9 protein-coding genes, 1 tRNA gene and 1 pseudogene are annotated in these 13,745 nt (G+C 66.8%); 7 read left to right on the forward strand and 4 right to left on the reverse strand.

The genetic code is table 11. The features are described 5' to 3' along the window. Nucleotides 1–95: 95 nt before the first annotated feature. The gene (locus tag KZ491_RS05710) at nucleotides 96–1,811 is read left to right on the forward strand and encodes an ArnT family glycosyltransferase (protein WP_425493097.1); all 1,716 of its coding nucleotides are present in this window, start codon (nucleotides 96–98) and stop codon (nucleotides 1,809–1,811) included. A gap of 363 nt (nucleotides 1,812–2,174) precedes the next feature. Here the strand turns inward: KZ491_RS05710 and KZ491_RS05715 are convergent. Then, nucleotides 2,175–2,261, reverse strand: a tRNA-Leu gene (locus tag KZ491_RS05715). 261 nt (nucleotides 2,262–2,522) lie between these two features. Between KZ491_RS05715 and rnk the strand changes: the two genes are divergently transcribed. The 3 genes and pseudogenes from rnk (at nucleotide 2,523) to KZ491_RS05730 (ending at nucleotide 6,041) form a co-directional block, all read left to right on the forward strand. Beyond that, the gene (rnk, locus tag KZ491_RS05720; RefSeq protein WP_222564919.1) at nucleotides 2,523–2,939 is read left to right on the forward strand and encodes a nucleoside diphosphate kinase regulator; all 417 of its coding nucleotides are present in this window, start codon (nucleotides 2,523–2,525) and stop codon (nucleotides 2,937–2,939) included. A gap of 190 nt (nucleotides 2,940–3,129) precedes the next feature. Further along, entirely contained in the window at nucleotides 3,130–5,373 is a 2,244-nt protein-coding gene (parC, locus tag KZ491_RS05725; RefSeq protein ID WP_222564920.1) for a DNA topoisomerase IV subunit A, read from the forward strand. Nucleotides 5,374–5,384: 11 nt separating this feature from the next. Next, nucleotides 5,385–6,041: pseudogene (locus KZ491_RS05730) on the forward strand (thiopurine S-methyltransferase). A gap of 38 nt (nucleotides 6,042–6,079) precedes the next feature. On the opposite strand, the gene asnB reads toward KZ491_RS05730, so the two are convergent. After that, nucleotides 6,080–7,774: an asparagine synthase B gene (asnB, locus tag KZ491_RS05735; RefSeq protein WP_222564921.1), complete on the reverse strand. Its 1,695-nt coding sequence runs from the start codon at nucleotides 7,772–7,774 to the stop codon at nucleotides 6,080–6,082. Nucleotides 7,775–8,175: 401 nt separating this feature from the next. On the opposite strand from asnB, the gene KZ491_RS05740 reads away from it, so the two are divergent. The 3 genes from KZ491_RS05740 (at nucleotide 8,176) to KZ491_RS05750 (ending at nucleotide 12,139) form a co-directional block, all read left to right on the forward strand. Then, complete coding sequence (locus KZ491_RS05740; RefSeq protein ID WP_222564922.1) at nucleotides 8,176–9,042, forward strand: pirin family protein; 867 nt, start codon at nucleotides 8,176–8,178, stop codon at nucleotides 9,040–9,042. Between the two features lie 33 nt (nucleotides 9,043–9,075). Next, entirely contained in the window at nucleotides 9,076–9,669 is a 594-nt protein-coding gene (locus KZ491_RS05745) for an NADPH-dependent FMN reductase (protein ID WP_222564923.1), read from the forward strand. Nucleotides 9,670–9,820: 151 nt separating this feature from the next. Beyond that, nucleotides 9,821–12,139: a M28 family peptidase gene (locus KZ491_RS05750; RefSeq protein ID WP_222564924.1), complete on the forward strand. Its 2,319-nt coding sequence runs from the start codon at nucleotides 9,821–9,823 to the stop codon at nucleotides 12,137–12,139. Between the two features lie 99 nt (nucleotides 12,140–12,238). On the opposite strand, the gene dapE is transcribed toward KZ491_RS05750, so the two are convergent. Both dapE and KZ491_RS05760 read right to left on the reverse strand, forming a co-directional pair. Then, entirely contained in the window at nucleotides 12,239–13,384 is a 1,146-nt protein-coding gene (gene dapE, locus KZ491_RS05755) for a succinyl-diaminopimelate desuccinylase (RefSeq protein WP_222564925.1), read from the reverse strand. After that, a complete protein-coding gene (locus KZ491_RS05760; RefSeq protein WP_043958913.1) occupies nucleotides 13,381–13,737 on the reverse strand; it encodes a Spx/MgsR family RNA polymerase-binding regulatory protein in 357 nt (118 codons plus the stop codon). The genes dapE and KZ491_RS05760 overlap by 4 nt, the downstream gene beginning before the upstream one ends. Between the last annotated feature and the right edge of the window lie 8 nt (nucleotides 13,738–13,745).

Consider the following 13,745-nt stretch of genomic DNA (forward strand, 5'->3'; position numbering starts at 1 on the left):
GTGAGAATGATAACGATCGGTCCGTGGAAGCGTTGTTAGATTTCCCTCAACGCCACCCGCGCTGGCGGGCCGCCCCAACTGACCGAGACCTGAGAATGCCCCTTCCGCGATTAAACCCTAACCACTCCGTCTGGTGGATGTTGTTGTTGGCGGCGATAGCACTGGGGGCCGGCCTGGGCCTTCGCGACCCCTCGCCGCCCGACGAGCCGCGGTTCGTCCTCGCCGCCCAGACCATGGTCGAGAGCGGGCAGTGGGCGATCCCGTATCGCGGCATCGAACCCTACGCGCACAAGCCTGCGCCCTTCATGTGGCTGCAGGCGCTGGCCTACACCGTGGTCGGCAACTGGCGCATCGCTTTCCTGCTGCCCTCGCTGCTCGCCGCGCTCGGAACGCTGTGGCTGACCACCAACCTGGCGACGCGCCTCTGGGACCGCCGCGCGGGTCTGTATGCCGGCCTTGCCCTCCTCGCCTGCCTCCAGTTCGGACTGCAGGCCAAACGTGGCCAGATCGACATGGTGCTGGTGTTCTGGACCACGTTGTCGCTTTGGGCGCTGTCGCGCCATCTGCTGCGCGGACCGGATTGGCGCGCGCTGGCGCTGGGCGGACTCGCCGCCGGCATCGGGACGGTGACCAAGGGCGTCGGCTTTCTGCCGCTGCTGATCCTGCTGCCATGGTGGCTGGCGCGTCGCCGCGGCATGCAGCTGCCGATGGACGGCTACCGCGACCGGCGCTGGTGGTGGCTCCCGGTCGGATTCCTGGTCGGCGTCGGGCTCTGGCTGGTACCAATGCTGTGGACAGTGGCCCGCAGCACCGACCCGGCACTGCACGCCTATGCCGCCGAGATACTGCTGAAACAGACCGGGACCCGCTACGCCAACGCGTGGCACCACGTAAAGCCGGCCTGGTACTACCTTCAGGTCATTGCGACGTTGTGGCTGCCGGGCGCCCTGTTGCTGCCCTGGCTCGCGCCGCAATGGTGGCGCCGGATCCGCGTGGGCGATGCGCGCGTGTTCCTGCTGGTCGGCTGGGCGGTCTTGGTGCTGCTGTTCTTCACCGCCAGCCCGGGCAAGCGCGAGGTGTACCTGTTCCCCGCCCTGCCGGCGCTGTGCATTGCCGCTGCGTCGCTGTTACCCGGTTTGCTTGAACGGGCATGGGTGCGGCGGGTGCTGTTGGGCTACGTGGTCGCGCTGTCCTCCGCCGCACTGCTGCTGGCGGTCGGCGGACTGGCCGGGACGGGTTGGCTGGATGGCGTTGCCAACGAGCGCGCACTGGATGCCGCCACGGTCCGCTCGCTGCTGCTCTGGGCAGGCGCGCTGGGGCTGGGAGGGTTAGCGCTGGCCGTCTGGGGGCGCACCGCGCGCGCCGGATGGGTCGCAGTCGCGTTCAACCTGGTGTTGTGGACGGTGTACGGCCTGGGCCTGGCGCCGGCACTGGATGCCAGCAGTTCGGCGCGGGAGATGATGCAACAGGTTCGAGCGCAGGTCGGACCGCAGGCGACCGTCGGGCTGGTCGGGTGGCGCGAGCAGCACCTTCTCCAGGCCACCGGCCCGTTCACCGAATTCGGCTTCTCGCGTGATGAGCGCCTGCAGTGGCGTGATGGTGTGGCGTGGCTGGCGGCCAACCCGGCCCACCACTGGTTGTTTGCACTGAAAGATGCGGCGGACAGCTGCGTCGATCCCGCGAAGTTGATCGAGCTGGGGCGTTCCAGCCGCCGCGACTGGGTGCTGATACCCGGCGACGCGTACGTCACGGGCTGCGTGCCGCCGCTGCCGGCGGACCTACACGTTTCAGCGGCCGCCGCTCCGGACTGAGAGACGTGTGCTGGGGTACGCGGCGTGCCCTGCAGGCCTTTCACGTGGCCGGGGGCGCCGAGCGCGGATGCCCTTGGGCGTGAATGTCCCCCGGCACCGATGAAGCCGGTGCCTCCTCCCTTATTTCACACCCAAGGGCATCCGCACCCGTCCATCAAGCCTCGTGGCGGTTGTTGAAGCGCAAACCCGGCTGACGGGACCTGCAGGCCTTCGGGGCGAAATAAAGGAGGAGGCATCCGCCCGGAAGGTCTGAAGGTCGCGCTGTGCGCTCCAAACACTCCGGAGTCAGAATGCGAGGCAACAAAAAACCCCGCCGAGGCGGGGTCTTCTGTTGTGTCCGACCTGGTAGTGGTCGAACGATGTTGGTGCCCGGGAGAGGACTCGAACCTCCACGGAGTTGCCCCCGCTAGCACCTGAAGCTAGTGCGTCTACCAATTCCGCCACCCGGGCAAACCGCAAAGCGTTTGTTGCTGTGCGGGCCGCGTATGTTGCGTCGAGGTGAACCGCTTGTCAACGCCAAAAGATGATCCGGACAGAAAAGGTGGGACAATACGGCCACTTCCGGGGGGCCTTTAATGAAATGGCGCGCCCCCGTGCCACACCTGTCATTGCTACACCCCTGATCCGGGTCTACTTTGGACCCACCGCAGAGACCCGTTGGCGATGCGCAACTCAGACGCACCGCCCGTATAGCTATTGGAGCCACGAAGCATGCACGCTACCTCTGTCCCGCCGCTGTTGGTCTCCCGCCTTGATTGCGAGCGACTGGAGTCGCTGCTTGAGCAGCCGCTGGCCAAGGGCCTCAACACCGAGCCGCTGCGCCGCGAGCTGGATCGGGCCGAGTTGCTCGAGCCAAAGGAAATGCCGGACGACGTCATCACGATGAACTCCACCGCCCGCTTCCGCGACGTCAACAGCGGCGCCGAGCGCGAGCTGACGCTGGTCTACCCCAAGGACGCCGACGGCAGCCCGGAGAAGGTGTCGATCCTGGCGCCGGTCGGAAGCGCACTGCTGGGCCTGCACGTGGGCGCGGTGATCGACTGGCCGGTGCCCGGTGGCCGCACGATCACCCTGGAAGTGCTGTCCATCCGTTACCAGCCCGAGTCCGCGGGCGAACTGCACCGCTGAGCCCTCGCCATTGCAAGCCCGCTGCGCGCATCGCGGCGACACAGAGCCACACCGGCCGGACGCGCCCGCAGCGCTTCCGGCCTTTTGTTTGGTCGCTGACGGACGTCGGTCCGGCGTCCAGCGTGGCCTTTGATCGGGCGGTTAGAATCGTCTCCCTCCACCGTTCTGCTGCACGAGTCCACGGCACCCCATGACCGATTCCGTACGCGCCGCCTTCCACGGTTACGAACAGCTCCCCCTGCGTGAATATGCCGAACGCGCCTACCTCGACTACTCGATGTATGTCGTGCTCGACCGGGCGCTGCCATTCCTCGGTGACGGCCTGAAGCCGGTGCAGCGGCGGATCATTTTCTCGATGAGCGAGCTCGGACTGACCTCCGGTTCCAAGCCGAAGAAATCCGCGCGAACGATCGGCGATGTGATCGGCAAATACCACCCGCACGGCGACAGTGCCTGCTACGAGGCAATGGTGCTGATGGCACAGCCGTTCTCGTACCGCTATCCGCTGGTGGAAGGTCAAGGCAACTTCGGCTCCAGCGACGATCCCAAGTCGTTCGCCGCGATGCGCTACACCGAGTCCAAGCTGACCCCGATTTCCGAGGTCCTGCTGGGCGAGCTGGCGCACGGCACGGTGGACTGGAATCCCAACTTCGACGGCACCCTGGAGGAGCCGACCTGGATGCCGGCGCGGCTGCCGCATCTGCTGCTCAACGGCACCACCGGCATTGCGGTGGGCATGGCGACCGACGTCCCGCCGCACAACCTGGGCGAAGTGGTCAGCGCCTGCATCCGCCTGCTGGATGATCCCGACGCGACCACCGCCGACCTGTGCGAGCACGTGCGCGGCCCGGATTATCCGACCAGCGCGGAGATCATCACCGCGCGCAGCGACCTGCTGCAGATGTACGAGACCGGCCTGGGCAGTGTGCGCGCCCGCGCTGTCTATGAGCGCGAAGGCAACTCCATCGTCATCACGGGCCTGCCGCACCAGGTATCGCCGGGCAAGGTGATCGAGCAGATCGCCACTCAGATGCGGGCCAAGAAACTGCCCTGGCTGGAGGACATCCGCGACGAGTCCGACCACGCCAACCCGACCCGGATCGTGCTGTTTCCGCGCAGCAACCGGGTCGATGTCGAGCAGCTGATGGGCCACCTGTTTGCCACCACGGATCTGGAAAAGAGCTTCCGGGTCAACATGAACGTGATCGGCCTGGACGGGCGCCCGCAGGTCAAGGGGCTGCGTGCATTCCTGACCGAGTGGTTGACCTTCCGCACCGACACGGTGACCCGCCGCCTGAAGCACCGGCTGGAGAAGGTCGAGCAGCGCCTGCACCTGTTGGAAGGTCTGCTGGTCGCATTCCTCAATCTGGACGAAGTGATCCGCATCATCCGCAGCGAGGATGAGCCGCGCCCGGTGCTGATGGAACGCTTCAACCTCAGCGAGGCGCAGACCGACTACATCCTGGAAACCCGCCTGCGCCAGCTGGCCCGCCTGGAGGAAATGAAGATCCGTGGCGAGCAGGACGCGCTGGCCAAGGAGCGTGACCAACTGGTGGCCCTGCTGGGCAGCAAGGCGAAACTGAAGAAGCTGGTCAAGGACGAGCTGCTGGCCGATGCGAAGAAGTTCGGCGACGCCCGCCGCTCGCCTCTGGTGGAGCGCGGCGCGGCCCAGGCGCTGTCGGAAACCGACCTGGCGCCCAGCGAACCGATGACCGTGGTGCTCAGCGAGAAGGGCTGGGTGCGCGCGGCCAAGGGCCATGACGTGGACGCCGCCGCGATGAACTACCGCGAGGGCGACAGCCTGCTGGCCTTCACTCGCGCACGCAGCAACCACCAGGTCGCTTTCCTCGACTCGGCCGGCCGCAGTTACTCCACCGTGGTCCACGGCCTTCCGTCGGCCCGCGGCAACGGCGACCCGCTCACGGCGCGTTTCTCGCCAGCGGGAAAATCCTCGTTCCAGGCCCTGGCCAGCGGCGACAACGACCAGCGTTTCGTCCTCGCCAGCACCCACGGCTACGGCTTCGTGACCCGCTTCGAGAACCTGACCAGCCGCAACAAGGCGGGCAAGGCGATGCTGTCGCTGACCCCGAACGCGAGCGTGCTGCAGCCGGCCCCGGTAGGGAATCCGGCACAGGATCGCGTGGTGGTGGCCACCAGCGCGGGCCACCTGCTCGCGTTCCCGGTCGCAGAGCTGCCGGAACTCGACAAGGGCAAGGGCAACAAGCTGATCGACATCCCGCGCGCGAAACTGGGCACCGAGCGGGTGATCGCCGTCGCAGTGGTCGCCGAAGGCGGCTCGTTGCTGGTCAAGTCCGGCGCGCGCACCATGACGCTCACGTGGAAGGATCTGGATGCCTACACCGGCGCCCGCGCCGCCCGCGGCGGCCTGCTGCCGCGCGGTTGGCAGAAGGTCGACGGCCTGCAGTCCGAATAGGAGCCGCACCGATGGAACCCGACTTCTGGCAACAGCGCTGGCAGGAAGGCCGCATCGGCTTCCACCAGGACCGTGAAACTCCCTTGATGCTCAAGCACTAGCCGTCGCTGCAGGTGCCGGCAGGCAGCCGGGTGTTCGTACCCCTGGCGGGGAAGACGCTGGACATGCTGTGGTTTGCCGATCAGGGCTACCGCGTGCTGGGTATTGAACTGGCGACGACGGCGATCCAACAATTCCTCGCCGAACACGATCTGCAGGCGGAAATCACCGACGCCCCCGACGGCCGCCATTACCGGGCCGGTGATATCGAGTTGATCAACGGCGATGTGTTTGCGCAGGATCCTTCTGCACTTGCCGGTTGCGACGCCGTTTACGACCGCGCCGCCCTGATCGCCCTGCCCCCGGCCCTGCGCCAGCGCTACGTGCGCGAGGTGTACGGCCGGTTGCCCAGCGGCTGCCGTGGCCTGCTGATCACCCTGGAATACCCGCAGGCCGAGAAAGCCGGCCCGCCCTTCAGCGTCGAGGAAGACGAGGTGCGGGCGTTGTTCAGCCCCCAGTGGGAGGTCGGCGTCCTCGAGCGTCGCGAGATCCTCGCCCAGCAGGCGAACTTCAGCGCAGAAGGCGTAAGCGCCCTGCACACCGTAGTTTACGAACTGCGCCGGCGATAGGTCTCTGCCGATCCCTGATCGCCGGGCAGGAGATCACCTTACGCGTTGGCCGCCTGGTGGACGCCGCGCATCGCCCGTCCCGACGGGTCCGCCGCATTGGCAAACGATGCATCCCACGCCAGCGCCGTTTCGGTCGAGCAGGCGATCGACTTGCCACCGGGCACCGTGCGGGCGCAGGCATCGCCGGGAAAATGCTGCTCGAACAGCTCGCGATACCAGTAACCCTCCTTGGTCACGGGGGTGTTGATGGGAAATCGGGTTGCCGCATCCGCCAGCTGCGCGTCACTGACCATCGCTTCTGCGTGATCCTTGAGGCCGTCGATCCAGCCGTAGCCGACGCCGTCGCTGAACTGCTCCTTCTGCCGCCACAGGATCGAGTCGGGCAGGTAACCCTCGAACGCTTCGCGCAGCACCGCCTTCTCGATGCGGACCGTTCCGTCCGCGCGCATACCGACCATCTTGGCGCTGGCATCCATCTTCATGGCGACCTCCAGGAAGGCAACGTCGAGGAACGGTACCCGCGGCTCCACGCCCCAGGCCATCATCGACTTGTTGGCACGCAGGCAGTCGTAGTTGTGCAGCGCGTCGATCTTGCGCACCAGCTCCTCGTGGAACTCGCGCGCGTTGGGCGCCTTGTGGAAGTACAGGTAGCCGCCGAAGATCTCGTCGCTGCCCTCGCCCGAGAGGACCATCTTCACGCCCATCGCCTTGATCCGCCGCGCGAGCAGGAACATCGGCGTGGAGGCGCGGATGGTGGTGACGTCATAGGTCTCGATATGCCGGATCACCTCGGGAATGGCGTCAATGCCCTCCTCCTGGGTGTAGGTGAAACCGTGGTGGACGGTGCCCAGCGCCTCGGCGGCGATCTCGGCAGCCGCCAGATCGGGGGAGCCTTCCAGCCCGATGGCGAACGAATGCAGTCGCGGCCACCACGCCTCGGCCTGGTCGTCCTCCTCGATGCGCTTGCGTGCGAACCGCGCGGCGCAGGCGGCGACCAGTGAGGAATCCAGCCCACCTGACAACAGCACGCCGTACGGCACATCGCACATCAGCTGGCGATGCACGGCCGCCTCGAAGGCTTCGCGAAGCTCGGCCGGATCGACCCGAACGCCGACGGTGGCGGCGTGGTCACGCCACGGCCGCTGGTAGTAACGGACCAGTTCGCCGTGTGCGCTGTCGTAGAAGTGCCCGGGCGGAAACTGGCCGACGTCATCACAGATGTCGGCCAGCGCTTTCATCTCCGAGGCCACGCACAGGCGTCCGGCGGCATCGTGGCCCCAATACAGCGGCACCACGCCGATCGGATCGCGCGCGATCAGCACCCGCTGCGCGGCCCGATCCCACAGCGCGAAGGCAAAGATACCGTTGAGGCGGTTCAACCAGCCGCCGATGTCGGCGTCCTCGCGGAACAGCGCGCTGATGACCTCGCAGTCCGACTCGGTCTGGAAGTCGTAGGGCTGGCGCAGCGACGCTTTCAGCTCGCGGTGGTTGTAGATCTCGCCGTTGACCGCCAGCACCAGGTCGCCGTCGGCGGAGCGCATCGGCTGGGCACCACCGGCCGGATCGACGATGGCCAGGCGCTCATGAACCAGGATCGCCGCCTGATCGACGTACACACCGCTCCAGTCCGGGCCGCGGTGGCGTTGACGCCGGGAATGCTCAAGCGCGAGGGGGCGCAGCGGTTGCAGATCGTCACCGGGTTGCTGGCGGAAGATGCCGAGGATCGAACACATGGGGGGGGAACTCCTGAAGGGAAAAAACTACGGAAAAAAAAGGCCCGCACTTCGCAGTGCAGGCCTTGGATTCGATTCGTGCGTTTTGTCGTACGCGCTAGTCGTCGGCCTGCGGGAGGCGGACGTTGTTATTCCAGTTGAGCTGCGCCGCACAATGCGTCGCACACGGCGTGGAACCGGTGGCGAAGGACGCGAGGAAAATCTGGGCGGAAGCTGGACGCATTGACCGAGCATCCACCATCGGGGAGCAAGGCGCAAGCAATGATCTTGAAATTCTCTAGAGTCGTTCTATAGATAGAACGATCCAGATGTAAAACAAGAACCACCAACACACACATCAACAAACTAAACTATTGCGCATGGGCCTGGAGCCCATCAGACCCGCGATCAAGAGAAGAACCATGAAGAAGGTCCTCGGCATCTACAGCGCGCCCAAGCCGCATTGGGTGGGCGACGGCTTCCCGGTCCGCTCACTGTTTTCCTATCACGGCCTCGGCCAGAAGCTGAGTCCGTTCCTGCTGCTGGACTATGCCGGACCGATGCGGTTCGAGCCGGCCGCGCTGCCGCGTGGCGTTAGTCAGCACCCGCACCGTGGCTTTGAGACCGTCACCATCGTGTATGAAGGCGAGTTGGAGCATCGCGATTCCACCGGCGCCGGCGGCAGGATCGGCCCGGGCGATGTGCAGTGGATGACCGCTGCCTCGGGGATCCTGCACGAGGAGTTCCACTCACCAGCGTTCACCCGCACCGGCGGCACGCTGGAGATGGTGCAGCTGTGGGTCAACCTGCCGGCGAAGGACAAGATGGCGGCACCGGGTTACCAGACCCTGGTCGACGCCGATATTCCGTCGGTCGTCCTGCCCGGCGACGCGGGCTCGGTCCGCGTGATTGCCGGTGAGTACGCCGGTCATGCCGGTCCGGCGCGCACCTTTACCGCGATTAACGTGTGGGACGTTCGCCTTGACCAAGGCCGTTCCGGCGAATTCGAACTGCCCGAAGGTCATACTGCGGCGCTGGTCGTCCTGCATGGCACCGTGCAGGTCAACGCCACCCAGATCGCCCGCGAGGCCCAGATGGTGATGCTCGACCGCGCCGGCAGCGAGGTGCTGTTGGAAGCCAGCAGCGACGCGACGGTACTTCTGCTCAGCGGCGAGCCGATCGATGAGCCCATCGTCGGCCACGGCCCGTTCGTGATGAACAGCCAGGCCGAGATCCAACAGGCGATTGCTGACTTCAACGCTGGACGCTTCGGCCGCATGCCGCACTGACTGCGTCCATCCAGACATCCAAAGGAGCTCCACTTGAAACCCAAACTTCATGTCGTCATTGCCAGCACGCGCCCGGGGCGCGTTGGTCCCGCCGTCGCCCGCTGGTTCAGTGACTTCGCTGCGCAGCACAGCGCCTTCGACGTCAGGCTGGTGGATCTGGCGGACTTCAATCTGCCGATCTACGACGAGCCCAGGCACCCGGCGATGCAGCAGTACGAGCACGCCCACACCAAGGCCTGGGCGGCCAGCGTGTCGGCCGCCGACGCGTTCGTGTTCGTGACTCCCGAGTACAACTTCAACCCGCCGCCGGCACTCGTGAATGCGTTGAACTACGTCTATCGCGAGTGGAACTACAAGGCATGCGGGTTTGTCAGCTATGGCGGCGTGTCGGGTGGGATGCGCGCGGTGCAGATGGCCAAGCAGATCGTGACGACGCTGAAGATGATGCCGATGGTCGAAGGCGTGGCCGTGCCGATGGTCGGCCAGTCACTGGACGGGCAAGGCGCATTTGTCTCCAACGAGCTGATCGATCATTCCGCGCAGCAGATGCTGGACGAGCTAACCAAGTGGACCGGTGCGCTGGCGAGCCTGCGTCCGCAGGAGGCCAAGGCGGCTTCACCCGCATGACCACGCCACGCTTGCCTATGCCCGCCTGACGTCCACAGCCCGTGCGCAGACGTGCCGTTGGTCCACGGCGTCTGACCGGGCGCTACTGAACCTCACCCATGTCGGCGCCGTTATGATCGGCAGACCGTTCCGGCCCGGCCTGGGGAAGAAGATGCCGCACAAGAGACGATCCGCCGGCGCGCGTTCGCGCTCACTCGGCGAGCAGCCGGGAGGAGCGCACTGGGGCGCGCTGATCGCGATCGCGGTATTCGTGTTGTCCGCTGCTTTGTCGCTGCGAGGCGGCCAGCCTCCCACGGCTCTGGGGCTCGATGCGCCGACGAGCGTCTTCTCCGCGGCGCGCGCCGCCGCAGTGCTGGCGCGGGTGCTAGGCGACGAGCAGCCCCACCCGACCGGCAGCACTGCCAACGAGCTCGTACGCGATCGCATCGTCGCCGAGCTGGCCCGGATCGGGCTGCAGGCACAGGTACAGCGAAGGTTTTCCTGCGGCGGCAGCGCGTGCGCGACGGTGGAGAATATCGTCGCCCGGATTCCGGGCGCGAATGCGGACCAGGCCGTCCTGCTGGCGGCCCACTACGACTCTGTGGGCGCAGGACCGGGGGCCTCCGACGATGGCGCCGGCGTTGCCACCCTGATTGAATCGGCGCGGGCCCTGCTCGCCGGCCCGCCACTGGCCCGCGACGTCTGGCTTCTGGCCAGCGACGGCGAGGAGCTCGGCCTGATTGGTGCGGAAGCCTTCGTGCGCGAGCCCGAGTTCGCCCGCATCGCGACGGTGATCAACCTGGAGGCCCGCGGCACGCGGGGTGCGAGCCTGTTGATCGAAACCCAGCCCGGCAACGCGCAGATCATCGCGGCACTGCGCCGCGCGCTGCCTCGCGCCAGCGGCTCATCGCTGGACTACGAAATCTACCGCAGCCTGCCCAACGACACCGACTTCACGGTGTTCCGCCGCGAGGGGCGCGAGGGCCTGAACTTTGCCTGGGCGAAGGGCGCGGCGCGCTACCACACCCCACTGGACAACCTCGCCCATCTGGACCGTCGCTCGCTGCAGCACCACGGCGACAACGCGCTGGCGATGACGAGGGACCTGACAGACCGACCGCCTGCTCCCGCGGCCGATGTGGCGGGCGACGCCGCTCATGACGCGGTGTTTTTCAACTTGTTTGGCGCGACCGTTGCCGCGTGGCCGGTGACGCTTAATCCGTTCCTGCTCGCCCTTGGACTGGCGCTGTGGCTCGCACTTGGCGTGCGCCTGGTCCGACGCGGCTCGCGTACCGCAGCGTTGGCCACCGCGTGCATTGCGGTGTTGGCACTGCTGGCGTTGCTGGCCGCACTTGGGTGGGGCGCCCACGCTCTGCTGCAGACTCTGGGCGCAATGCCGGCGATGTGGACCGCGCAGAGCGCGCTGCTGGTCGCAACATTTGTGGCTCTGGCGTTGCCGGCGACGTTGCTGGCTGGATACACGGTGCAACGGTGGTGCGGCGAGCCGGCCCTGGCGCTGGCGACCTTGCTGCCGTTTGCGATCGCCGCCGCGGCGGCGGTTGCCGCGATGCCGGGAGCGAGCTACCTCGGGCTGCTGCCGCTGTTGGCGGGGAGCATCTGCGCGCAGCTTGTGCCGAATCGACCCGTACTCTGGTCAGCTGTCGCCGCTGTCGCGGCGGCCGGCCTGTGGTTTCCGTACGCGATCGACGCCTATCCGGCCATTGGGCATACGGGACTGCCTGCGACCACGCTGTTGAGTGGCCTGATCGTGCTGCCCTTGTTACCTGCGCTGCTGGCCCTCCGCCGCGCGGCGGGGGCACTCGCGGTCGCAGCTCTGGCGGTGACGTTCGCATGCGCGCTGCTCGCCCTCGTCCGGCCCGCGTTCGATGCGGACTTTCCGCGCCCGGCGAACCTGTTGTATGCGGGTGACAGCGACGCCGCACGGCTGTACCTGAAACCACTTGCGACGATGCCGGTGGGCTTCATGCGCCAGGCAGGCTTCGCGGACGTCTCCCGGCCGGTCAACGCCTGGTCGGGATGGGGGTATCCGAGCGCGAACGGGCCGACACTGCCGGCGCCTTCCCTGCAGGTCGAGTCCGACGGCATCCGCCATGGCCGACGCCACATCGCCATTCGCGTGACGTCCACCCGAAATGCCAAGGAAGGAGGATTGGTGCTGCCGGGCGACATCGACGTGGCCTCCATCCGGGTCCAGGGGCACGCGTTGGCGCCGTCGCGCTGGCACGCCGAGCCAACACGCTGGCGCCGTATCGCGCTGGTCGGACTGCCCCTTGAAGGCGCGGTGTTCGAGTTCGAAACAGCGCCCGGACGGAATCTGGAGGTGTACGGCTATGACCGCTCGGCCGGCCTCCCGCCGGCGATGGAGCCCGCGGCCAGGGCACGCGATGCGGTGGCGATGCCGATCCACGGCGGCGATTCGACGATCGCGTGGCAACGCATCGAGGTAGCCGCGACACCGCAGTCGCAATGACGGCGTATGCGGTGGGGCGAAGCGAGGCCCGGGCCCGTTAGACGGCGTCGCCGACCGTCGGGTCGGATCAGGCGCGGAAAGCGCTTCGCTCCGGCGAACTCACGCGACCGTTGGCACCAGCAGCTTCTCGACCAACGCCTGATACAGGTCGGGTAGCGCTTCCAGATCGGCTACAGCCACGTTCTCGTCCACCTGGTGGATGCTGGCATTCACCGGGCCGACCTCGATGCACTGGGTTCCCAGCGTCGCGATGAAGCGCGCATCAGACGTGCCACCGCCGGTACTTTCCTCCGGTGGCTCGCCGCCATAGGCGGTCAGCACCTCGCGCGCGGCCTGCCGCAGAGGACCCTCCGGGGTAAAGAACGGCTCACCACTGCGATGCCAATGAATCGCGTAATCCAGCCCGTGCGCGCGCAGCACCTCCTCGCACTCCTGCTCCAGGGCGGTAGCGTTCCAGGTCGGGTTGTAGCGCAGGTTGAATACCACTTGCAGGGCACCGGGAATCACGTTGCTAGCACCGGTGCCCGCTCGGATGTTGCTGATCTGCAGGCTGGTGGGCGGAAAGGTTTCGAAGCCCTCGTCCCAGCGTCGCGCGGCCAGCTCTGCCAGTGCCGGCAGCGCCTGGTGAACCGGGTTGCGCGCCTTGTCCGGGTAGGCGACATGGCCCTGGATACCGTGCACGTCGAGGGTCGCAGTGAGGCTGCCACGCCGACCGACGCGCAGCAGATCGCCCAGCTTCGTGGTCGAGGACGGCTCGCCGGTGATGCACCAGTCGATGCGCTCACCGCGCTCACGGAACAGCTCGGTCACCCGGCGCACGCCGTCGATCGCGTCGCCCTCCTCATCGGAGGTCAGCAACAGGGCCAGCCGGCCGGCGTGGCCGGGATGCGCAGCGACGAAGCGCTCGGCGGCGATGACGAACGCGGCAACGCTGCCCTTCATGTCCGCCGCGCCGCGGCCGTACAGCACACCGTCGCGGACCTCCGGCGCAAACGGGTCACTGGTCCAGTCCGCTACGGGTCCTGGGGGCACCACGTCGGTATGGCCCAGCAGAACCAGCGTTGGCCCGTCGCCCTGCCCGTGCGTCGCCCAAAGGTTGTCCACCGCGCCGAATCGCATGCGCTCGCAAACGAAACCGGCGCGTTGCAGGCGCTCGCTGATCAGCGCCTGGCAACCTGCATCGTCGGGTGTCACCGAGGCCCGGCTGATCAACTCACGGGTAAGCGCCAGAACGTCGCTGCTCATTGGCCGAAGCGCTGCTTGAAACCGTTGTCACTGAAGCGCTGGGAGATCTGGCCGTCGTCGGTGACCACGACCGGGCGCCGGATCAACTGCGGGTACTCCTTGAGCAGCAACTTCCACTCCGCGTCCGAGCCCGGATTTTTGCGCGACTCCGGCAGCTGCCGCCAGGTGGTTGAGGATTTGTTGATCATCGCCTCCCAGCCGCCCAGCTTTTCCTGCCATTCCACCAGCGTCTCCGGCGACTGCCGGTTGTCGCGGTAATCGATGAATTCGTGGGGAATCCCGAATCGGTCCAGCCACTTGCGCGCCTTGCGGCAGGTGTCGCAGTTTGCCAGGCCGTAGAGGGTGGTGGTCATGGCTGCCT

This window comes from Novilysobacter antarcticus (assembly GCF_019802285.1).
Lineage (GTDB): Bacteria > Pseudomonadota > Gammaproteobacteria > Xanthomonadales > Xanthomonadaceae > Novilysobacter > Novilysobacter antarcticus.

Coding starts and splice junctions, on each gene's coding strand:
- KZ491_RS05710 (WP_425493097.1), top strand. CDS start 96: ATGCCCCTTCCGCGATTAAACCCTAACCACTCCGTCTGGTGGATGTTG.
- rnk (WP_222564919.1), top strand. CDS start 2,523: ATGCACGCTACCTCTGTCCCGCCGCTGTTGGTCTCCCGCCTTGATTGC.
- parC (WP_222564920.1), top strand. CDS start 3,130: ATGACCGATTCCGTACGCGCCGCCTTCCACGGTTACGAACAGCTCCCC.
- asnB (WP_222564921.1), bottom strand. CDS start 7,774: ATGTGTTCGATCCTCGGCATCTTCCGCCAGCAACCCGGTGACGATCTG.
- KZ491_RS05740 (WP_222564922.1), top strand. CDS start 8,176: ATGAAGAAGGTCCTCGGCATCTACAGCGCGCCCAAGCCGCATTGGGTG.
- KZ491_RS05750 (WP_222564924.1), top strand. CDS start 9,821: ATGCCGCACAAGAGACGATCCGCCGGCGCGCGTTCGCGCTCACTCGGC.
- dapE (WP_222564925.1), bottom strand. CDS start 13,384: ATGAGCAGCGACGTTCTGGCGCTTACCCGTGAGTTGATCAGCCGGGCC.
- KZ491_RS05760 (WP_043958913.1), bottom strand. CDS start 13,737: ATGACCACCACCCTCTACGGCCTGGCAAACTGCGACACCTGCCGCAAG.